This is a genomic window from Nostoc sp. NMS2 (genome assembly GCF_017115105.1).
Taxonomy (GTDB): Bacteria; Cyanobacteriota; Cyanobacteriia; order Cyanobacteriales; family Nostocaceae; genus Nostoc.
Genome location: NZ_JABXKH010000145.1, coordinates 22,514 through 45,629, shown reverse-complemented (window position 1 = coordinate 45,629; position 23,116 = coordinate 22,514). Strand labels below are relative to the sequence as shown.

The following is a 23,116-nucleotide window of genomic DNA, read 5'->3' as shown; positions in this document are numbered from 1 at the left end:
ATGGGCTATTCGGCGTTGCATCCCAAATACTCATACTCTTGTCAATTAGTTCTCCATCAGCCAATTCATAGCGGGGATTATCTCGGTATTGAGAGAGAAAATCTACCAATGTAAGGGTTTTTGCGGTGATATATGTCATAATGCTTACTCAACCTCCGACATGAACGCCAGGTCGCTTCTGGGGATTCTTTTCAGCCCGCCGGAGTACTTCACGGGTGACTACAGCAATATCACCCTCTCCAAACAAGATAAAACGCAGTAAGTATTGTATTGGGTTGCCCTCAACCCAGCCGAAGTAAGCATGGGGAATCTTACCTGTATGGTCACGAATATACAGCAGTAAAGCTGCGATCGCATTCGGGACTGCTGCACTCTCAGCCCGCAAGATGCGATAATCACCAACTTGCACCCCTCTTACTTTGATCACATCTGCAAACTCGGAAGCATCGGATACCTTAATCTCTAGAAAAAGAATTGGATCGTTGTGTGGAATATGGTTATCCTCGCGTACCTCTTTTTCTTTCATAAAATACTCTAAGACATCACCCTTATTCAACCGATTTGCAATCAGTCGGATTGCTCCTTGGCTCTCTTCAGCAAGGAATTGACCAGCAAGTTCGTCAACTTCGATTCGCTCTGCTCGTAGTTCCGTTGAACGCCAAACACGAGAAACCAGGGAAGTAAAAATGATCGCACCGATGAAAAACCCAGCAATCCTAATCCCTTCTGGTCTTTCGATGATGTTAACAACAGTGGTATATAAAAATAACAGTGTAATAATGGCAAAAACCAGTCTTGCCCGCTTCTCTCGGTGACGGTGGGCTGATAAGGTGACGGCAAAGGCTGCTGAGGTAATTAATACAAGCACACCAGTTGCATAAGCCCCACCTTGGGCTTCCACGTTTGCCCTGAAGATAATTGTGACAACAAATGCGATCGCTGTGTAGACTAACACCAAAGGTCGCGTTACTCGTGCCCAATTGGGGGCCATGCCATAACGTGGTAGGTAGCGAGGCACAATATTCAGCAGCCCTGCCATTGCAGATGCACCTGCAAACCACAAAATAGAAATGGTACTTAGATCGTAAATTGTGCCAAAGCCATTGCCTAGATGCAGATGTGCTAAATAAGCAAGGGCCCGTCCGTTAGCTTTGCCCCCGGATGCAAATTCTGCGACTGGAATCAGTAAAGTGGTTATAAAGCTAGTGGTGAGCAAAAAGAAGCTCATAATCAGAGCAGCACTGGTGAGCAGCTTGCGTGTATTCCGAATTCGCCCTCGGGAATATTCGGGAGTGTCACTGCTGCTACCTTGGACAAGGGGCATAACGGTTACGCCAGTCTCAAAGCCTGATAATCCCAGTGCTAGCTTGGGAAATATCAAAAGAGCTATACCGAGTAAGATAAAAGGATTGGAATGACGGGCAAAAAGTGCAGTATGCCAGTCAGCGATCGCTCCTGGGTGAGTTAAAATCTGGTACAGACCGACGCTAACGACAATGAAATTTAACAGCAGATAAGCTGCTACCAAGACTACTGCAATCCCAATTGCTTCTCGGAAACCTCTTAAGAAAACTCCGCCTAGTAATGCAACTAATATTAGAGTGATTGCGATCGTCTGACCGTGAAACCAATCTGGGGTAAGCGGATTTTCGATGATATGGGCTGTAGCATCAGCAGCCGACAGCGTAATGGTAATAATAAAGTCGGTTGCCACAAAGCCAAGTAAACACAGCACAAGTAATTTACCTTGCCACCAAGGGAGCAAACGCTCTAACATTGCGATCGACCCTTCACCATGAGGGCTTTCGGCAGCAATCCGCCGATAGATTGGCAATGCTCCAAAGAGCGTCAGCAAAACTAGAATCAGGGTAGCGATAGGAGAGAGAGCGCCAGCAGCCAGTGCTGCAATCCCAGGTTGATAGCCAAGGGTGGAGAAATAATCTACACCAGTTAAGCACATTACCTGCCACCAAGGATGCTGACGATGTGCTTCTTCCTTTTGATAAGGCCCTTCCTTCTCTCGTCGGTCTTCTTCAAGCAACCAGAGGATTAACTGGCTGCCGAGCCGTTTTGTTGAAACAATGGATTTACTCATCAAATACGTTTGTATTGCAAAAGTCCGGCTTTGTGATTTTTTAAGCCTTCGTGGTTTATTAAAATTTTTAACTACAAATATATAGCACTATTATTGTAGGTTAAGCATCCTGTCCGATTTACAAAATATATAAGTTGTCTGGCGGATCAAGACCAAATGTAGCTTCCGGTATTGAGAAAAATTAATCCTTATGCAGATATTTTGGAATTAAAGCTTTCGCACCCTTAGCATTTTTGAGCTGCATCAAACCATGTCTATCTTGAAACCTGTAGTTCTTCTTTGATGAAAAGGATTTGCCCTCATCCCCCAACCTATCCCCCATATTTGGGATTCGGGGAGCTAGAATTTCAAAGTCCCTCTCCCATATCTGGGAGAGGGATTTAGGGTGAGGGCGAAAACTACGGTTCTCAACTTAGATGAGGTTTAGTTCTAAAAAAGGGTGGTGGATTTACGAATGCCGAAGATGGAAAGTACTGATGCGATCGCTCTCCAGGTGGGGTCATCTCACAAAATCGCATTGCTCCCGCCGTAATGTTGTAATCTTTCCGGGCAATAAAGCGCACCTGTGGGAAAACAATTGGAAACAATATTCAGAAGCCAGAATGGGCTAAACCCTAGCTATCCGCTAACAGGAGCGGAGCCGGAGACGCTCCGCCTCCGGTCAGAATCAATGAGTGGGGGATTCAGACCCGCCACTCATTGTAGACCACCAAATTTTCTTGTTTTGTGGGGGTCTTAAACCCATTTATTCATCCGCCAGTCGCACAGAATTCATTCTGAACGCGAAGAGCGTGCCGGAGGCATTATTCTGGCGACTGACGCATATATTCTGTTTTGATCAAATAGAAAAGTTCCTCCCCGTTGACTTAATAGCGTGGAAAGTTGATTTTATTGTGCAAAAATTTGAATATCTAAACACCATTTTTGGGCAAGTTCGTAAACCACTAAACTACGTTACGCAACATTTGTTTACATCGTGTCCCATTTTGCCGTTATCTCGGCGGATACCCTTCTACGTCTAAAGATACAAGTTTATTTAATTTTGAGAGATTAATCAGAGATTAATGAGATATTAAGTTGAAAAACAGTTCTTCAGATAGAAACTTATGACAACCGAGCAAGAGCTTCAATCTCTTTTTAATACCTTAGATAGCGATCAAGATGGCAAAGTATCCATTAATGATCTTTTTTTAAGTCCTGGCTTAAGTGCAATTATTTCATCAGAAACAAATACCACTAGTCCCCAGGAATTGCTAGTAAATTATGATTCAGACAAAGACGGCAGTATTACCTTTGAAGAGTTAAAGGGAGCCGTTGAGAAAGCAAATAATTTAAACTAGCAACCCAATCCCTAACACCCAATACCCAAAAATCCCTCTCTAGCCCACGCTTTGAGGGATTTGCAATTTTCATGGTCATTGGTGACTCGCTAGCCCAAAAGAGATTACCTTGGAGGTGAAAGGCTAGCTTTTTGCGATTGTGGGAGGGGAGAGGAGCGATCGCATCTACAGAATTTTGAAAATGTCAGACCCCATCAAGAGGCGATCGCCCAAATCGAGGCAGACATGCATGATTTTGTCATGCCATTGGGCGGGCACATATTCTGCTGAGGGTGCATCATTGAACCACACCAGCACAGAGAAGACAGAAATTCCAACTACTGTATTGATGAGCGCAAAAACTCTTGGTTTCATCTCAGTCTGTCCCAGCCAGAGTATTGCACCAAAAATCACCGCAGCGATCGCGCTCATGACAATATGATCTGGATATCTGAACGGATCTATGTTAATAATCAATATTACTTTTATCCGATCGCCTTTCCTCGATAAAGGTAAGTCCGTCATTACGCATGGTTAGATCGGGATCGGTAGTTAATAAATAGGTTGCCAGAGTCAAACAAATATAGTCACATAGAACTATGTTTCTACCCTTGACAGAAAGAAAGTAATTACACTGACTTGAATCTCGCCGATTAATTAGTAAAATCTAATACTACATCAAATTCAATATTTGTTCGGGTATGAGTATGATTTCCTTTAGACCAATGATATTGATTATAAGCACAAGTATTGCTTTACTGCCTCTGTTGTCCAACTGGCGTGTCCAAGCACAAAATCAATCACAAAACATTGAGCTAAAAGTTTATAGTGAAAACGAGCAAAAACAAAGCTGTCCAGACAAAGTGATTGTCACTGAAAAACCCCATCCTTATCAAGAAGGCAGTTTTTCAACAAATGGCTCTGTTAACCTGAGTGCCTATGCCAGTAACATCTCTGTTCAAGCCAGTAATAGCTTTAGCGTTACATGGGTTGGGACACTCAAGCCGAGATATGCCAAATGCTTTGCATCTGCTGGAATGACTAAGGTTGATGGACAAGCCTACTCTGAACACCTTAATTATTTACGGATGCACTTTGTTAAAGGTAAGGTTTATTTTATCTTAGATTTGGCTGGTGGCTCCGATCCGAATAATTATCCTCTAGTCGTGCTAAACAACAGTTTAAACAATGGCAATCCTGCCTGGACTTGGGGTGGAAGTGACTAAAGGTCATACTGGCAGCATTGGAAATGTCGATTATTTCATATCATAAAACAGGAGTCAGAATTCAGAATACTCTACGCCACTTGCGGGATAGAGTTTTGATTACGAAAAATATTTATTTTACTTTCGCTTAACTTCGGGCGTTAGCGTAGCGGGACGAAGTACGGTTTTAACCAATATTCATCACCCACTCGTACAGAATTCATGCTGTTAGCGGATAGCTAAGGTTTAGCCCATTCTGACTCCTGAGTTCTGAATTCTTCTCATAAAACTTTTTTGCAAGACGACAGTGGAGTTATGGGCATGGACGAATTTTGAATCACAAAACTGCCCGCAGTCAGATTGTGGGCGGGGTAATTTTTGGGATTGGGATGGCATTAATGGAGGAGACGGTACTCGATCCAAATAATGGTCGTTTCGTCATGCGTAATTTGGTAGATTGTCATGTGCCTGTTAATGCCGATGTTGGCGAAATCGAGGTACTTTTCACCGATAAACCCGACCCGCATATTAGTGTGTTGGGCGTGCGGGGTGTGGGGGAAATTGGAATAACTGGGGTAGCGGCGGCGATCGCAAATGCGATTTATCATGCCACAGGTAAGCGGATTCGGGATTTGCCAATTACATTGGACAAGTTGTTGTAATAGTTCACTGAAGGGGCGAGAAAGAAAGTTTATCTAAAAAAAATCCCTCCAACTCTCTTAAAAAGAGAGTTGGAGGGATCAAGTTAACTAAACTGTATGGTTTTATGAAGAATAACCATCCATTGGCAGACAAGAACAAACAAAATTCCGATCGCCAAAGGCTGCATCAATGCGGCCAACAGCAGGCCAGAATTTATATTCACGAGTCCAAAGTGCAGGATAAGCAGCTTGTTCACGAGAATAGGGATGTTGCCATTCTCCAGTAATCAAACTTTCAGCAGTGTGGGGTGCGTTCTTTAAAAGATTATCTTGGATATCCACCTTACCTGATTCTATTTCGGCAATTTCTTGGCGAATAGCAATCAACGCATCACAGAAACGATCCAACTCTTGTTTAGATTCACTTTCTGTAGGTTCCACCATGATTGTACCTCCTACAGGCCAGGAGACAGTCGGTGCATGGAAACCGTAATCCATGAGACGCTTGGCAACATCATCAATTTCGATCGCAGCTGATTTTTTGAGCGATCGCAAATCTAAAATACATTCATGGGCAACTAGACCATTTTTCCCCTGATACAAAACCGGATAGTACGATTCCAGTTTCTTGGCAATATAGTTAGCATTAAGAATCGCCACCTTAGTTGCTTCCGTTAAACCATCTGCACCCATCATGGCGATGTACATCCAAGAAATCACCAGAATACTCGCACTACCCCAAGGTGCAGCCGCCACAGCACCAATACGTCGGGAATTAGAGATTTCTTCCCCACTCCCGACAACAGGATGTCCGGGCAAAAATGGCACAAGATGAGACGCAACACCAATGGGGCCCATACCAGGGCCACCGCCACCATGAGGAATACAGAAGGTTTTATGCAAGTTTAAATGGCAGACATCCGCACCAATATCCCCAGGACGGCAAATCCCTACTTGGGCGTTCATATTTGCCCCATCCATGTAAACTTGTCCACCGTGACTATGGACAACAGCGCAGATTTCCTGAATTGGTTCCTCAAAAACACCGTGAGTTGAGGGATATGTCACCATTAAGGCGGCTAGTTCATTGCTGTGTTTTTCTACCTTCGCCTTCAGGTCATCAACGTCAATATTACCTTGTGAGTCACAGGCAACAGCCACCACCTTCATCCCGCACATCACCGCACTCGCTGGATTTGTCCCGTGTGCTGAGGTAGGAATTAAACAAACATTCCGGTGTGCTTCACCCCGATTTTCGTGATATTGGCGAATTACTAAAAGTCCAGCATACTCACCCTGAGAACCAGCATTTGGTTGCAGAGAAATTCCCGCAAATCCGGTAATTTCAGCTAACCATGCCTCAAGTTGGTTAAACAGGATTTGATAACCTTGAGTTTGCGACGCAGGGGCAAATGGATGAATCTTGCCAAATTCCTCCCAACTTACCGGAATCATCTCTGCTGTTGCATTCAACTTCATTGTGCAAGAACCCAAAGGAATCATTGATGTTGTTAGCGACAAGTCCTTAGCTTCTAGCTTATGTAGATAGCGCAACAATTCAGTTTCTGAGTGATAGCGGTTAAATACAGGATGGGTGAGATATGTAGTGGTACGGGAGAGAGAGAGATGGGGAAGAGAAGCAGAAGTTAATTCTTCTAAAGTAAAGGGTAAATCATCTGTACCAGCGAAAATCTGCCAGAGGTCGATTAAGTCTTCTGATTTAGTTGTTTCATCTAGTGAGATACCAACAGTAGTTGCATCAAAAACCCGCAGGTTAATTTGAAGTTGTTCGCTAGCTGCCAGAATATCTTCTAAATTGTGTGTTCCCAGTTCTACTCGCAGCGTATCAAAGAAAGATTCGGAAACGACGCTGTAACCTAAACGTTTTAGTCCTTGTGCCAGCAACACCGTCAAAGAGTGGATGTTTTCGGCAATTTGCTTTAATCCATCTGGCCCATGATAGACGGCGTACATACTCGCCATCACCGCCAGTAGCACCTGTGCAGTACAGATATTACTAGTAGCTTTTTCACGGCGGATGTGCTGTTCGCGGGTTTGCAAAGCCAGACGCAATGCAGGTTTACCTTGAGCATCTTTTGATACTCCCACAATTCGCCCTGGAACCAGCCGCTTATACTCTTCCTTGGTAGCAAAGTATGCCGCATGAGGCCCCCCAAACCCCAACGGAATTCCAAAGCGCTGGGTACTACCGACAGCAATATCAGCGCCAAATTCCCCAGGAGGGGTCAGCAAAGTTAAACTTAAAGGATCTGCTGCTACCGTCACCAATGCACCCTTAGCATGGGCTTTTTCTATAAAAGCGCGGTAGTCGTAAATAGTGCCATCACTTGCGGGGTATTGCAGAACAGCCCCAAAAATTGCTCGATCAAAATCAAATGTTTCATGATCGCCAACAATGATCTTAATCCCTAATGGTTTAGCCCGTGTTTGCAACACGTCAATAGTTTGGGGATGACAATCACGAGAGACGAAATAAGCATTTGCCTGATTTTTACAAACACCATAGCTTAGACTCATTGCTTCAGCTGCGGCTGTGGCTTCATCCAGTAACGAAGCATTGGCGATTTCCAAACCTGTGAGGTCAATAATCAAGGTTTGGAAATTTAGCAGCGCTTCCAGTCGCCCTTGGGCAATTTCTGGCTGATAAGGAGTGTAAGCAGTATACCAACCGGGGTTTTCTAGAATGTTACGCCCAATCACAGGTGGGGTAATAGTGTCGTAATATCCCATACCGATGTATGAGCGGAAAACCTGATTTTTGGCAGCAACTTTTTTTAAGGATGCCAGTGCTGCATACTCACTTTCGGCTTCTGGTAACTTTAGCGGTTGCTTCAGCCGGATTGTCTGGGGAACTGTTTTGTCAATTAGGGCATCCAGGCTGGTAAATCCCAAAACCTTAAGCATAAGCTGGATGTCGTCGGAGTTAGGGCCGATGTGTCTTGGCGCAAAACTACTTAACTTTTGACTTTTTTGGTTCAGCACTTGCTGCTCATTCGATTTCAGAATAGGGGCGTTCAATACCACAAATTACTCTCCAGATGGTACTATTTCATATTTTGCAATAAATACTCATAAGAAGTAAGTGTAACTTTTCAATTCATCTAAATTTCATGACTTATCTTCGAGTGGAGTGGGGAGTGGGGGAGCAGGGGGAGATGGGGGAGCAGGGGGACATGAGAAAGCAGGGAGCAGGGAGCAAGGGAGAAGAGTTTTCCCCCTGCCCCCCGCCCCTCTGCCCAATGCCCCATGCCCCATGCCCCATGCCCAATGCCCCATGCCCCATGCCCCATGCCCCATGCCCAATGCCCCATGCTCCATGCCCCATGCCCCACTCCCTACTCCCCTTCCACCTGAGCGCGATACTCATCTGCTGTCAAGGCATCTTCAACTTCACCAGGGTCATTGACGCGCACTTTCAAAAACCATCCTTCTCCATAGGGGTCTTCTGAAACTTCTTCAGGAGAATTAATTAAGGCTTCATTGCGTTCTATAACAGTTCCTGTGACTGGTGAATTGAGTTCTTCAACGGCTTTTACTGATTCAATTGTGCCAAAGTTTTCTCCTCTGGTAAGAGCGTCACCAATTTCTGGCAGTTCCAAAAAGACGATATCACCCAATTCATGTACGGCAAACTCAGTAATGCCAATGGTGGCAATTTCGCCATCTATTCGCACGTATTCATGAGAATCGAGGTATCTAAAATCTTGAGGATATTCAAAAGACATATCACTTCCTCTCCCTTGTCAAAAAAATTATTGCCCCAGCAGTCATCCAAACCATATCTAGTAATGAACCTTACTGTAGATTGAGTAACTCACAACACATTATTCCTTAAAAACCTCGGCGCTTGTTAGTTGGCGGCACGATTTTTTGACCGATAAAAAGGACGTTTAACTACAACTGCTGGATAAGCTTTGCCGCGAATTTCGACTTCTAGCTGCTGACCAACGGCTGCTAATTGGGTAGGAACGTAAGCTAAAGCAATAGGATAACCCAGTGTAGGCGATAGAGTGCCACTGGAAACTTCTCCCACAACTTGACCTGCGGATAACACTTGGTAGCCATGACGGGCAATGTTGCGTCCTTGAGTTTGTAAACCCACCAATCGACGCTGCATTCCAGAGGCTTTTTGTTGTGCTAAAACTTCCCGTCCGATAAAATCACCTTTGGTATCTAAGTGGACTAGCCACCCCAAACCTGCTTCTAAGGGTGTGGTGGTATCGTCGATATCTTGTCCGTAAAGTGCCATTGCCGCTTCTAGGCGCAGTGTGTCTCTCGCCCCAAGTCCACAGGGGATAACACCAGCTTTATGGAGATTTTGCCACAATTTTACCCCCACATCGGGGTCTACCATCACCTCAAAGCCATCTTCTCCGGTGTAACCTGTGCGGGCCAAGAAGGCGGGTTTGCCTAGTAGGGTTGCTTTTAAATGTCCGAAGGCTTTGATTGGTTGTAAGTCTTCTTGTACTAAAGGCTGGAGATATTTAATCGCTTTTGGCCCTTGCACGGCAATTAAGGCTTTTTCTGGTGAAAGGTCTTGGAATTGCACTTTATCCAGGTCAAGATGTTGCAAAAGCCATGCTTTATCTTTACTGGAGGTTGCTGCATTGACGATGATAAATGCCTTTTGTATACCAGTGGTGTCTTCACCTTGGTAATAAACAATGATGTCGTCAATAATTCCCGCTTGGGGATTTAATAATACGGTGTATTGCGCTTGACCAGGTTGCAATCGACTCAAGTCTGAAGGCACTAGAGGCTGGAGTTGGGAAATGAGATTTTTACCTTGGAGGGTAAATTTACCCATGTGGGAAATATCGAACATCCCGGCTGTATTTCTTACAGCCTCGTGTTCGCGGCTAATGCCACTAAATTGCACAGGCATTTCCCAGCCACCAAAGCTGGTAAAGCGGGCTTTGAGTTCTACACCCACTTGATATAAAGGGGTTCGCGCCAGAGATTGGGCGTTGTCTTCTTGATTAGCCACAGGTAATTTTGCGATCGCACCTCAACATATATCATCCTACGAGATGCTTTCTGGTTTTACAGTCTTGTGTATCGAATTGGGGCATTGGGCAGAAGAGGCAGAGGGGCAGGGGGAAGGGTGCAGAGGAGAGGAATTTTCCCCCTGCCCCCTGCTCCCCACTCCTTCTTCTCCCTTGTCCCCTTCTGTAAGCTTTAATAGTTAATAGTAGAAGTGTTGAGATTTATTAAGAAGAGATTATGAAATATTGGCGACTGTTAGCTAGCTTTGTTTTAGCTATGGTTCTTTTTTTGTTTCCCCTATCGGCGGAAGCTGCAAGTTCTTCCAGTATTACCCGTTCTATGGGTAATGATGAACTCAAGGGTAAGGATTACTCTGGTCAAAGTTTAGTTGGTACTGAGTTTACCAATCTCAAATTAGAGAATACTAATTTTAGCAATGCTGACTTACGTGGTGGCGTGTTTAACGGTACCCTATTTGAGGGAGTAAATTTGCATGGTGCTAATTTTAGTGAAGGCATAGCTTATCTAACAAGGTTTAAGGATGCTGATTTTAGTGATGCGGTGTTGACTGATGCGATGATGCTACGTTCTACTTTTGATGGCGTGGATGTCACCGGTACCGATTTTACGAATGCAATATTAGATGGGATACAAGTGAAAAAGCTTTGTGTTAAGGCAAGTGGTGTAAATTCTAAAACTGGTGTGGAAACTCGCAAATCTTTAGGATGTAAGTAAATCCTAACCCCTTCTTCGCTAGTGGAGAGGGGGATATTTTTTTAACGAATTACGAATTACGAATTACGAATTACGAATTACGAATTACGCCCAGGATCGCTAGTGATATGCTTCTCTTAAAAAGCTGGCATAATTTGCCCGAATCGTCATCGTAGTAGGATGACTTACACCTAAAGTCCGTTCACAAATTTTTAAAGCTTGCTCAAATAAGGGTTTGGCTTTCTTGTAGCGTCTTGTCTGACGGTAGAGGGCTGCGAGATTGTTCAGGCTAATGGCGACATCGGCATCTTCCTCTCCCAGTAGGCGTTTACTCAGTTCTAAAGCTTGCAGGTACAGAGGTTCGGCTTTGCTGTAGCGTCTTGTAGATTCGTAGAGTTGCGCTAAATTATTCAGGCTAGTGGCGACATCAAGATGGTTGTCTCCTAGCAGGCGTTTTCTCAGTTCTAAAGATTTCTTCAGCAAGGGTTCGGCTTTGCTATAGCGTCCTGTATAACAGTACAATGCTGCTAAATTGTTCAGGGTAGTGGCAACATGGGGATGTTCTTCTCCTACTAAGCGTTTCCACAGTTTTAAAGCTTGCTGATACAAAGGTTCGGCTTCTCTGTAGCGTCCTGTAGATTCATAAAGTAATGCTAAATAGTTCAAGGTAGTGGCAACATCGGTATGTTCCTCTCCCAGCAGGCGTTTTCTGAGTTCTAAAGCTTGCTGATATAGCGGTTCAGCTTCGCTGTAACGTCCTGTAAAATCGTAAAGTTGCGCTAAATTGTTCAGGCTAGTGGCGACATCGGGATGTTCTAAACCAAAGCGATTTTTAGTCAGTTCTACACACTGTTGCAACCAAGATTCTGCTTGCTGATAGAGTCTTTGACTTTGATAAAAATAGGCTAATTTGGTAAACAGAGTGATGAGATTTTCATCGCCCACATACTGGGATAGGTGGGTTGCAACTTCTGTTATGTGCGGGATATGTGGAGTGAGATTGACAATATCTTCAGGGATAAGCTGTTGCGGAATTAGCTTTGCTACCTCTAACATCATCGCTGCAAATTTAGTTTTTGTTTTATCCGCCTCATTTGACTTATCCAACTTCATTTGGAAAAGTTGTCGAATCAGTGGATTTAAACGATAAATTCCTTGACTTTGCTGTTGTAGTAAATGTAATTCTAGTAAGTCGGCTATGGCTTTCTCCCAAAGTTCTTGTTTTTTGTCATCTTCTATCGCCCCAATAGATAAGGGAATGTCAGCCAAGGCACACAAACTTAGCAAACAGCCAAAGCTTTGTGCATTTTCATCCAACTGTTCCCAACTCAACTCAAAAGCTTCAGCTACACTGTCTTTATAAGGCATCAATGAGTTATCATTGACCACATTTTCATGTTCCACTCGCTTTTTCTCTAGCCGCTTCAGTAGTGTTTCCAGAGACAAATCTGGCATCTTATCCAGATATCGCCCTACTAACTCTAACGCTAAAGGCAAATATCCTAAAAATTTACAAATTCTTCTCGCAATCCAAGGTTCTTTTTGCAGTCTTTCCCGAACCACTAGCGTTTTTAATAATTTCATCGCCGCTAATGGTTTGAGGATATTCAATTCGCTATTATATTTTGCTGTCAGGTAAGCTTGTAACTTTTGTATTTTGTCCCGATTGCTGGAAATTGCTAACTCAGGATAGTTTTGGGCAAACTTCTTATATACTTCATCTACCAACTTTTTGAAAGCAGCAATATCAACGTTTAATTCGCTAGCAAGTTTCGCTTCACTTTTACCTAAGTTTTCAGTCTGAAAATACTCTACAAAAGCTGCCGTTTGCTTTAGGGATAAGCTATGATTAGCAGCTTCTTTGGCTAGAAAATTAGCCCATTGCATAAACAGTTTGTGAAGTATATTTTAGATTCTACTTTGTCTGCATTTGGAAATCTCCTCTCTTGGGAGTATAAATCTTATTTGCATAGGAAGATTTCAAAGCAGTGGCTTATGGTTAAGAATCTTTATTTGAGCTTCTGAGAGTAAAGGTTGAGCCTTTGACCCTCAAATTTTGAGTTTGGAACTCAATCAAAACGGCTAGGCGATGTCTACAACGGTCACTGAGCGAAGTCGAAGTGCGGGCTACGCCTATTTCCTGCGACGTGAAACACGTTTTTGAATAACTCCTAATCGCTTCTGAGACTTACGATAGGGTTGAGGGATTGAAACAGTATCATCCTCAGAAGTTGTCAAAAACTCTTTTAAACCGAGGTCGATGCCTGTAATTGAATCTGCATTAAAATCCAATACGGTTCAGTTAAAGCTTTACTCTTTGTCAAAGTGAATTTTTTTAACGAACCGCAAAGGACGCGAAGGGCGCGAAGGAAGAAAAGAAAGAAAAAAATGCTTAACTGAACTGTATTGCATTAAAATCAGGCTTAACAGTTGGGACTGTCGTATCTTCAAGGCTACGGCATCCAGTTGTACAGAATTCACTCTGTTCGCGGAGCGTGCCGGAGGCATTATTCTGTTAGCGATTAGCTAGGGTTTAGCCCATTCTGAATTCTGATTCCTGAATTCTGTTCGATAAAATTGCATAAAAAAGCCCCCAGTATATCTACCAGGGGTAAGAAATAATACCATTTCACTTTATGTTTGTCGGAGATGCCCCTGCTTATGCCTCTACTTAGATGAGAGGCTAGAGTATTTCTCAAATATTACAGCAAAAAGTGATCGGGTATAAAATTAGCCAACATTTGCTAAGAGCAATTCTCGTTTTTCTGATTTTTGTACTCTCACCTGAGAGTCATCATCAACATCGATAAACGCTGTGTCTCCATCTGTAATTTGACCAGACAGCATTGCTTCAGCAAGAGAATCTTCTAAAAGGCGCATAATTGCCCGACGTAACGGTCTAGCGCCGTAGCTGGGGTTATAACCTTCTTGTACTACAAGTTCTTTGAAGCGATCGCTAACTTCAAGAATAATTCCTTTTTCTGTCAAGCGTTTAGAAACTTCACGAAGCATAATCTCAGCGATTTGCTTCACTTCATCCCTAGAAAGTTGGGTGAAGACGATAATTTCATCAAGACGGTTCAGGAACTCTGGACGGAAGTAAGCTTTCAATTCCTCATTTACCAAGGTGCGGATGCGGTTATAACTAGCGTCGGCTTGAGTGTCGAAATCAAAGCCTAAACCACTACCACCTTTTTCAATCACCTTGGAACCGATGTTGGAAGTCAAAATTATCAGCGTGTTCTTGAAGTCCACTTTCCGACCTTTGGCATCGGTAAGATGACCGTCATCCAAGATTTGCAGCAGCATATTGAATACATCGGGGTGCGCTTTTTCGATTTCGTCGAATAGCAACACTGTGTAAGGTTTCCGCCGCACGGCTTCTGTAAGTTGTCCGCCTTCGTCGTATCCCACATAACCAGGAGGCGAACCAATTAGCTTGGACACGGTGTGACTTTCCATGTATTCGGACATATCTAGCCGAATCATCGAGTCTTCCGCCCCGAAGAAGTAGGCAGCTAATGCTTTCGCCAATTCTGTTTTACCAACTCCGGTAGGGCCAGAGAAGATAAAGCTAGCAATGGGACGATTGGGATTTTTCAAGCCGACACGGGCGCGACGGATACCGCGAGATACAGCTGAGACTGCTTGCTCTTGTCCGATGAGGCGTTGATGCAGAGTGTCTTCTAGGTGGAGAAGCAATTCTGACTCAGATTCAGTCAGTTTGTTGACTGGTACGCCAGTCCAAGAAGCAACAATTTGAGCGATGTCTTCTTCGTCAACGACGGTGCAGTTGACAGGTTGCTCGTTTGGTGTAAATGTTGCTTGCAGTTGTTCTGCGAGTTTTAACTCTTGGTCGCGCAGTTGTGTAGCTTTGTCAAAATCTTGGACTCTGACTGCTGCTTCTTTTTCTTTGGTAACGCCAGCGAGTTCACGCTTGAGTTCTTTATTGGGAGAACTTTGAGAGTTTCGCAGACGAACGCGAGAACCAGCTTCATCAATTAAGTCTATTGCCTTATCGGGCAAGAAGCGATCGCTAATATAGCGGTCTGATAATTCTGCGGCTGCGACAAGTGCCGCATCCAAAATTGTGACTTTGTGGTGCTGTTCATAAGCGCCGCGCAAACCGTAAAGAATTTGTACGGTTTCCTCTACCGAGGGTTCACCAACCATAATTGGTTGGAAACGACGCTCTAGGGCGGCATCGCGCTCGATGTGCTTCCGATACTCATCAAGGGTAGTTGCGCCGATGCACTGGAGTTCACCCCGTGCTAAGGCAGGTTTGAGGATGTTGGCTGCATCCAAACCACCTTCTGTACCACCAGCGCCGACCAAGGTGTGAATTTCGTCAATTACCAGAATGATGTTGCCGACAGTGCGAACTTCTTCTACGACTTTTTTGATGCGTTCTTCAAAATCGCCACGGAAACGAGTTCCAGCTACCAATGACCCCATATCGAGGCTGATAACTTGCTTGTCTTGTAAGGTTTCGGGAACATCTTGATTGATAATACGTTGAGCTAGACCTTCTGCGATCGCAGTTTTTCCAACTCCTGGTTCTCCAATCAAGACGGGATTATTCTTAGTGCGGCGACCGAGAATTTGGATTGCCCGCTCAATTTCCTTCTCACGACCAACTACGGGGTCTAGTCTGCCTTCTTGCGCTAATTTGGTCAAATTTCTGCCGTATTCTTCCATCGTTAGTGGTTGGGTGCGCTTTTGACTACCACTACCAGCGAAAGCCGGTGCATTTTCACCCAAACGGCGAACTATGGCACTACGAACACTCTTAAAATCAACTCCTAGATTTTGCAGGACTTTGGCGGCGACACCTTCACCAGCCTCGGTTAATCCTAAGAGTAAATGTTCAGTGTTGATGTAATTCTGTCCCAGGCTATGAGCTTCTTTAAAAGATTGCTCAAAGAGGCTTTTCACCTTGGGAGTGAAAGGAATTTCTGGTGGTACAAAGCCAGAACCCCTACCAATAATTTTTTCTACCTCACGACGTGCGTCTTTGAGGGTAACGCCTAACTCGGCCAGCACTTTAGCAGCAACCCCAGTTCCTTCTCCCATCAAACCCAGGAGAATTTGTTCAGTTCCTACGAAATTGTGTCCCAGGCGACGTGCTTCTTCCTGAGCTAACATAATTACTCTAATGGCTTCGGAAGTGAAGTGTTCAAACATAATGGGTTCTTGCTCCCTCGCTGCTTGGACTTTGGGTGAGATAAAATTCACCCTCATCTAAAGTTTTTTGTATTTTCTTAAGGACTAATGTAACTTTATTTAAAGTTAAGTGGCAGTGGTGAGAGCCGTAAGACATCAGGTGTACTAGCCGTCTAAGAGGAGTTGGGAGAGACGCGATGAATCGCGTCTGTACAAGAGTTCTCAATTTTACAATTAGTTTTTCAGTGGAGAAGATGATTTTGTTTTGCCTTTTCTGCTCCTCTGCTCTCGCTAAACTTAGAATTCAGGACTCAGAAGGGGCTAAACCCTAGCTATCCTCTAACAACACTCAGGACTCACTATGACTGAACCAAGGGCTGGTAAAGACCAACAGCACCCTCTTTATAACCGCGATCGCCCCCTTATTGATATCTTACTCGCTCAAGAGGCGACAGACTATAACTTAGCAGAATTAGCCAGACTGCGAATGCGTTATCAAGGCTTTCCAGGCGCAAGAGACATTCAAAAAGACCTAGATAAAGTTTTGCAGCAGTGGGGTTTGACCGAAATTGAGCTTTTTGAGAAAACTCGCAAAATTCACGATTTGGGCGGTATTTACAAAAGTCGCGGCAAAAAAGATGAACAGGATTGGAATTAGGGAATCGGGAATTGGGCATGGGGAATTAATTATTCCCTCATATTTCCAATTTTTGTACAGACGCGATTCATCGCGTCTCTCCTAATTCAACGATGAGTCGATTCATCGCCTACAAGACTTTGCACTGACCATGATGCCGTAACAAATGGTCACACAGTACCAATGCCACCATTGCCTCAACCATTGGAACTGCACGTGGTAATACGCAAGGATCGTGTCGTCCTTTTGCAGCTAATAGGGTTTCTTCGCCCTCACGAGTTACAGTCTTCTGCTCTTTTCTAATTGTTGCTGTCGGTTTAAATGCAACTCGCAAAATGATATTTTCTCCGTTGGAAATCCCGCCTTGGATACCGCCTGAACGGTTTGTTACTGTACGAATTTCACCATTTTGATCGATATAAAATTCATCGTTATGCTCAATTCCTGTTAGTAGCGTTCCCGCAAAACCGGAACCAATTTCAAAGCCTTTGCTAGCAGGGAGAGACATGACACCCTTAGCGATATCAGCTTCTAATTTATCAAATACTGGTTCGCCCAAACCTTTTGGTACATTTCGTGCCACACATTCTACGACACCGCCGATAGAATCGCCTTGTCTACCTATTTGCTCAATTAATTCAATCATGCGATCGCCGCATTCAGCATCGGGACAGCGAACGATATTGCTTTCTACTTGCTCTAAGGTGACAGTATTTGGATCGACTACGCCTTCCAAGTCTTTGATGCGCTTAACGTAAGCAATAATTTCGACATTGGCAACTTGACGAAGAATTTTTTTAGCGATCGCACCTGCTGCTACTCTCCCAATTGTCTCACGCGCTGACGACCTACCCCCACCTTGCCAATTACGAATGCCATATTTTGCATCATAGGTTGCATCCGCGTGAGAAGGCCGATACTTCTGTGCCATCTCGTCGTAATCTTGGGGACGAGTATCTTGATTGCGTACCAAAATTGTTATGGGCGTTCCTAGCGTTTTGCCTTCAAATATTCCTGATAGAATCTCGCAGGTATCAGCTTCTTTGCGAGGAGTCGTAATTTTACTTTGTCCCGGCCGCCTTCTATCTAGTTCTACCTGAATTTCTTCTGCCGAAATTTCTAGTTGTGGAGGACAACCATCAATCACAACACCCACACCGCCGCCGTGAGACTCGCCAAAAGTACTAATGCGAAATAAATGACCAAAAATATTGCCCATGATTTTGAAGAAAAAGGTGAGGTTTATGTATTCTACCTAGAGTTCTTCCAAAAGTTTGTCTTTGCTTTTTGTAGAATTTTTCGCTATTTCCTAGTATTTATACAACACTATCATCGCAGTTCAGGTGATGAACGCGAGCGCAAACAACTACTTAGTACAGCATTTCATTAATTCGTAGCGGATTAATTTTGGCAATACCCGACAATGTTAATGCATTCGCTTTAGATAATAGCGAGCGCATTTAGTTTGTATTATGTATGGTGGCATTGATGTAATCGCCCTTTTACCATAGACTTTTCCTAAAGTCATAAAACAGAGGGCATGGTAAAATCCTTACATAGATGAGGATCTTAGCGCTATTTCCAAAATAGCAATTTTTCTATTATAACCTGCGGAATGTGGGCTTGAACTCTATCCGCTCAATTAATTCACGATGTCTCAGCAACGGCGCACCCTCTTAATTATCGATGATTCCCCAGAAGATCGAGAACTATATCGGCGGTATTTGTTGCGCGATCGCGAATATTCTTACACTATCCTAGAAGCTACCCTGGGACAGCAAGGGTTAGAACTTTGGCAGCAACACCAGCCAGATGCCATTTTACTTGATTATCGGCTGCCCGATCTAGACGGACTGGAATTTCTGGCTAAATTGCAATTCACCACCCAACAGCCCTGTCTACCTGTGATTTTCGTCACAGGGCAGGGCAATGAAGCGATCGCAGTTCAGGCGATGAAAGCGGGCGCACAAGATTATATTGTCAAAGAGCAAATTACCCCACAAGGGCTGCAAATAGCAGTCAATGGGGTGATTGAAACAGTACAGCTACGCACCCAACTGCAACAGCGAATTGAACGAGAGCGCGTAGTCGCGCAGATTACCCAGCAAATTCACCAATCCCTGAATCTGGATGAAATTCTTCAGACAACTGTAGCCGAGGTGCGGCAGTTTCTCCACACAGATAGAGTCATGGTTTTTCGGTTAAATCCTGACGGGGATGGTACAGTAGTGGCAGAATCAGTTGGCACAGAGTGGCGATCGCTTCTTTCTTCCACTATCCACGATCCCTGCCTCGCTGAGAACTACCTTGCATGGAATCCACTAGAAACCATCAGCTACGATCCCGCTCTTGTCGAAAATTATATCCAACGCTATCGTCAGGGTTACGTAACGGCGATATTTGATATTCAGGATAGCAGTATCGACCCCTGCCACGTTGAATTCTTGGCTCAGTTTCAAGTGAAAGCTAATCTGGTAGTGCCGATTATTGACGATGGTCACTTTTGGGGGTTGCTAATTGCTCATAACTGTGCAGTGGCTCGAAGGTGGCAGCCCTTAGAGATTGACTTGCTCAAAGAACTAGCGATTCAAGTTGGCATTGCAATTCGACAGGCGGAACTCTATCAGCAGGCACAGAATGAACTGACTGAGCGCAGACGGGTAGAAGTAGAATTACGGCAGAGTGAAGAACGGCTGCGATTGGCCCTGTCAGCTTCTCGGATGGGAACGTGGAACTGGAACATCCAAACGGGAAAAATTTCCTTGTCAGATAACTTGGAAGCCTTATTTGGATTGGAGCCAGGAGAATTTGATGGCTCATTCAAGATGTTTGTAGCGCGGTTGCACCAAGACGATCGCGATCGCTTACTAGCAGCAGTAGATAGTGCGATCGCCACCAAAGAAGACTATGACATTGAATTTCGAGTAGTATATCCCAACGGGACAATTCGGTGGGCACTAAGTCAGGGCAAGGTTTTCTACGACCAACACGGGCAACCGATTCAGATGGCGGGTATTGAATTAGATATCACTGAACGCAAACGATCAGCCGAAATTCTGCGAGATAGTGAAGAACGTTTCCGCCAACTCGCAGAAAATATTGATGCGGTGTTCTGGATTAGAGAAGTGTCCCAAAACCGAGTTAGCTATGTCAGTCCTGCATATAAAAAACTGTGGGGATTGAACCCACAGGAATTGTATCAAGGACAACAAGCATGGGTCGATCGGATTCACCCAGAGGATCGAGAATCGATCCAGAAAGCGTTTGCAGAAAAAGCTGTCGCCGGTCAATTTGATGAAGAATACCGCATTATCTTACCCGATGGCAGTATTCGTTGGGTTCACGATCGCTGTTTTGGGCTTCGAGATGAAACAGGAGAGATTTATCGGTTTACAGGTATTGCCGAAGACATCAGCGAACGCAAACAGGTAGAGCAAGCCCTGCGAGACAGTGAAGAACGCCTGCAAATGGCACTAGAAGGTTCTGGTGGCGGTCTATGGGATTGGAACATTGTTACCAATGAAGATTATTTAAGTTCCCGATGGCTGGAAATGCTGGGATATGAGAAAGGAGAGTTACGGGATGACTTTAGCAGCTGGGAGCGACTAATTCATCCTGACGATAAAGTTTGGGTGATGGAACGGTTGAATGGACATCTTCAGGACGATTCGGTGTCTTACAAATTTGAATATCGGATGTTAACCAAGTCTGGGGATTGGAAATGGATTGCCAACTACGGAAAAGTGGTTTCGCGCGATCGACATGGCAATCCCCTGCGAATGGCAGGCATCCATTATGATGTCACCGATATTTACGAAGAGCTTCGCTTACGCAAACAGGCAGAGCTTGCTTTGCGAAAGAGCGAAGAACGCTTCCGCACGTCGGTTGAAAATATGCTGGATTGTTTTGGAGTATACCGGGCTGCGAGGAATGAGCAGGGACAGATTGTCGATTTTATAACTGAATATGTCAATGATGCGGCTTGTGTCAACAATCAAATGACTTATGAGCAGCAGACTGGGCGGGGGTTGTGTGAATTACTACCAGGGCATCGTCACAGTGAATTGTTTGATGAATACTGTCAGGTAGTAGAAACAGGGCAGGCGCTGATTAAAGACAGCCTAGTTTATGAGGATGAGTACGGAGAACAACGCTTAGTTAGAGCATTTGATATCCGCGTGGCTAAATTTGGAGATGGATTTGTTGCCACCTGGCGAGATATTACCGCTCGCCAACAAACCGAAGAAGCCCTACGCCAGAGTGAAGAATTTAAGAACCGCATTTTAGAAAGCAGTTCTGACTGTATCAAGGTATTAAGCCTGGATGGGCGGCTCCTGTACATGAATACAGGCGGGCTGTGTTTGATGGAAATTGACGACTTAAATTCCTATCTCAATACTGAATGGGTCTGTTTCTGGGAAGGCAGCTATCGGCAACAGGCAGAACAGGCACTCGCTGCCGCTAAAACAGGTGAAGTCAGAATTTTTCGCGGATACTGCCCCACCATCAAAGGTACTCCGAAATGGTGGGAAGTCGTCGTTAGCCCGATTCTGGATGCTTCCGGGCAAATAGAACGAATCTTATTGATTTCGCGTGACATCACCGAGCGCAAACAGGTAGAGGAGGAATTACGGCAAAGTGAAGAACGCTATCGGTGCTTGGCAGAATTAATCCCACAATTAGTCTGGACAGCCAACCCTGAAGGAGCGTTACTCGATGTCAATCAACGTTGGTCGGAATTCACAGGATTAAAACTGGAACAAGCCCACACAATCGGCTGGAAAGAGGTCGTGCATCCAGAAGATATACTTATTCTGGTTCAACAGTGGAGTGAGGCAGTACAACAGGGTACTTATTATCAAGCCGAAGGTCGGATGCGGCGGGCAGATGGTGTATATCGCTGGCATCTACACCAAGCAATTCCGCAAAAGAATAAGCAAGGTCAAATTGTCAAATGGTTTGGCAGTGCAACTGATATCGAAGCGCAAAAACAACTGGAGGCTGAACGCGATCGGTTATTCCAGCTAGAGCAAGCGGCAAGAGCAGAAGCCGAACGTGCCAACCGCATCAAAGATGAGTTTCTTGCCGTTCTCTCCCATGAATTGCGATCGCCTCTCAACCCGATTCTCGGCTGGACAAAACTGCTGCAAACCCGCAAATTTAATGAAACCAAAACGGCTGAAGCCTTAGCCACAATTGAACGCAACGCTAAACTGCAAACTCAACTGATTGATGACTTGCTGGATGTTGCCAAGATTTTGCGCGGCAAACTCAGCATCAATGCTGCACCTGTAAATCTGGCATTTATTATTGAATCTGCGATCGATACGGTAAGTACAGCAGCCATTGCCAAATCAATTACGTTGCATCCGTTACTGCCGAATATTGGGCAAGTCTCTGGAGATTCCAACCGCCTGCAACAAATCGTTTGGAATTTACTTTCCAATGCTATCAAGTTTACCCCCAAGGGAGGACGGGTTGAAATCCGATTAGAGCAAGTAGATGAGCAGGCATACATTATCGTCAGTGACACGGGCATTGGCATTAACCCTGACTTTCTCCCATACATTTTTGAGTCATTCCGTCAAGAAGATGTCTCAATTACTCGCAAGTATGGCGGGTTAGGATTGGGATTAGCGATCGTCCGTCAGTTAGTTGAGGCTCACGGCGGCACCATCACGGCTGACAGTCCTGGTGAAGGGTTGGGAGCTACCTTTACAGTCCAGTTGCCACTGCTGAGTCTTCAACCAGAAATCAAGCAGACAGATGAGTTGCCACAACCAGGACTCGAACTCACAGGAATTAGAATCCTGGCAGTGGATGATGACCCCGATGCCCGTGAGCTATTAACAGTATTGCTTGCTGAATACGGAGCTAAAGTCTTGACTGTAGCTTCTGCCACAGAAGTGTTGGCAAACCTGGAGTCCTTTCAACCCGATGTGTTAGTCAGTGATATTGGAATGCCTGAAGTCGATGGTTATTCCCTGATTCAACAGATCCGAACTTTAACTCCCGAAAAAGGCGGACAAATTCCAGCGATCGCTTTGACTGCTTATGCCAGAGTTGAGGATTCCCAGCGAGCTATAACCAGTGGCTATCAACGGCACGTTACCAAGCCCCTCGATCCAGAAGAGTTAGTTCAAGCTGTGGTGGCACTGGCGCAGACTAAACCACGTCTATCTTGAAACCTGTAGTTTTGTAGGTTGGGTGCAGCGATAGCGTAACCCAACATAAAATTTGGTGATAATGTTGGGTTACGTTTCACTCCACCCAACCTACATAAATATATCTTGGAAGTCAAGAGACGCGATGAATCGCCGTCTCTACAATAATCA

14 protein-coding genes and 2 pseudogenes are annotated in these 23,116 nt (G+C 44.6%); 6 read left to right on the top strand and 10 right to left on the bottom strand.

The features are described from left to right. Positions 1-40: 40 nt before the first annotated feature. Both HWQ36_RS26135 and HWQ36_RS26130 read right to left on the bottom strand, forming a co-directional pair. Positions 41-139 (bottom strand): annotated as a pseudogene (locus HWQ36_RS26135) (Uma2 family endonuclease); the annotation flags it as partial. Positions 140-148: 9 nt separating this feature from the next. Continuing rightward, a complete protein-coding gene (locus HWQ36_RS26130; protein WP_292708284.1) occupies positions 149-2,095 on the bottom strand; it encodes an amino acid transporter in 1,947 nt (648 codons plus the stop codon). 1,106 nt (positions 2,096-3,201) lie between these two features. On the opposite strand from HWQ36_RS26130, the gene HWQ36_RS26125 reads away from it, so the two are divergent. Then, positions 3,202-3,435 carry an EF-hand domain-containing protein gene (locus HWQ36_RS26125; RefSeq protein ID WP_292708282.1) on the top strand — a complete coding sequence of 78 codons (234 nt, stop codon included), beginning with the start codon at positions 3,202-3,204 and terminating at the stop codon, positions 3,433-3,435. Between the two features lie 165 nt (positions 3,436-3,600). On the opposite strand, the gene HWQ36_RS26120 is transcribed toward HWQ36_RS26125, so the two are convergent. Next, on the bottom strand, positions 3,601-3,939 hold the full coding sequence (locus tag HWQ36_RS26120; protein ID WP_292708280.1) for a hypothetical protein: 339 nt from the start codon (positions 3,937-3,939) through the stop codon (positions 3,601-3,603). Positions 3,940-4,139: 200 nt separating this feature from the next. On the opposite strand from HWQ36_RS26120, the gene HWQ36_RS26115 reads away from it, so the two are divergent. Both HWQ36_RS26115 and HWQ36_RS26110 read left to right on the top strand, forming a co-directional pair. Beyond that, entirely contained in the window at positions 4,140-4,640 is a 501-nt protein-coding gene (locus HWQ36_RS26115; protein WP_292708278.1) for a hypothetical protein, read from the top strand. Positions 4,641-4,951: 311 nt separating this feature from the next. After that, positions 4,952-5,281, top strand: a complete 330-nt coding sequence (locus HWQ36_RS26110; RefSeq protein WP_366829716.1) for a molybdopterin cofactor-binding domain-containing protein — start codon at positions 4,952-4,954, stop codon at positions 5,279-5,281. Positions 5,282-5,383: 102 nt separating this feature from the next. Here the strand turns inward: HWQ36_RS26110 and gcvP are convergent, their stop codons facing one another. From gcvP to gcvT, 3 genes are all read right to left on the bottom strand, one after another. Beyond that, positions 5,384-8,305 carry an aminomethyl-transferring glycine dehydrogenase gene (gcvP, locus tag HWQ36_RS26105; RefSeq protein WP_292708276.1) on the bottom strand — a complete coding sequence of 974 codons (2,922 nt, stop codon included), beginning with the start codon at positions 8,303-8,305 and terminating at the stop codon, positions 5,384-5,386. 311 nt (positions 8,306-8,616) lie between these two features. After that, positions 8,617-9,006 carry a glycine cleavage system protein GcvH gene (gene gcvH, locus HWQ36_RS26100; protein WP_069072677.1) on the bottom strand — a complete coding sequence of 130 codons (390 nt, stop codon included), beginning with the start codon at positions 9,004-9,006 and terminating at the stop codon, positions 8,617-8,619. Between the two features lie 125 nt (positions 9,007-9,131). Beyond that, a complete protein-coding gene (gene gcvT / locus HWQ36_RS26095; protein ID WP_292708272.1) occupies positions 9,132-10,268 on the bottom strand; it encodes a glycine cleavage system aminomethyltransferase GcvT in 1,137 nt (378 codons plus the stop codon). Positions 10,269-10,504: 236 nt separating this feature from the next. Between gcvT and HWQ36_RS26090 the strand changes: the two genes are divergently transcribed. After that, positions 10,505-11,002 carry a pentapeptide repeat-containing protein gene (locus tag HWQ36_RS26090; protein WP_292708270.1) on the top strand — a complete coding sequence of 166 codons (498 nt, stop codon included), beginning with the start codon at positions 10,505-10,507 and terminating at the stop codon, positions 11,000-11,002. 99 nt (positions 11,003-11,101) lie between these two features. Here HWQ36_RS26090 and HWQ36_RS26085 read toward each other — a convergent pair whose 3' ends face one another. The 3 genes and pseudogenes from HWQ36_RS26085 to HWQ36_RS26075 all read right to left on the bottom strand — a co-directional run bounded on the left by HWQ36_RS26085 (position 11,102) and on the right by HWQ36_RS26075 (position 16,165). Beyond that, entirely contained in the window at positions 11,102-12,868 is a 1,767-nt protein-coding gene (locus HWQ36_RS26085; protein ID WP_292708268.1) for a tetratricopeptide repeat protein, read from the bottom strand. A 249-nt stretch (positions 12,869-13,117) separates the two neighbouring features. Continuing rightward, positions 13,118-13,270 (bottom strand): annotated as a pseudogene (locus HWQ36_RS26080) (RNA-guided endonuclease TnpB family protein); the annotation flags it as partial. 441 nt (positions 13,271-13,711) lie between these two features. Next, a complete protein-coding gene (locus HWQ36_RS26075; RefSeq protein WP_292708315.1) occupies positions 13,712-16,165 on the bottom strand; it encodes an ATP-dependent Clp protease ATP-binding subunit in 2,454 nt (817 codons plus the stop codon). Between the two features lie 340 nt (positions 16,166-16,505). Here HWQ36_RS26075 and HWQ36_RS26070 point away from each other — a divergent pair, with 340 nt between their 5' ends. Beyond that, positions 16,506-16,802 (top strand): DUF3288 family protein, encoded by a 297-nt coding sequence (locus HWQ36_RS26070; RefSeq protein WP_292708266.1) that lies wholly within the window; start codon positions 16,506-16,508, stop codon positions 16,800-16,802. Positions 16,803-16,911: 109 nt separating this feature from the next. On the opposite strand, the gene aroC is transcribed toward HWQ36_RS26070, so the two are convergent. After that, complete coding sequence (aroC, locus tag HWQ36_RS26065) at positions 16,912-18,000, bottom strand: chorismate synthase (protein ID WP_292708264.1); 1,089 nt, start codon at positions 17,998-18,000, stop codon at positions 16,912-16,914. A gap of 433 nt (positions 18,001-18,433) precedes the next feature. Here aroC and HWQ36_RS26060 point away from each other — a divergent pair, with 433 nt between their 5' ends. Beyond that, positions 18,434-22,966: a PAS domain-containing protein gene (locus HWQ36_RS26060; RefSeq protein ID WP_292708262.1), complete on the top strand. Its 4,533-nt coding sequence runs from the start codon at positions 18,434-18,436 to the stop codon at positions 22,964-22,966. The last annotated feature ends 150 nt before the right edge of the window (positions 22,967-23,116 follow it).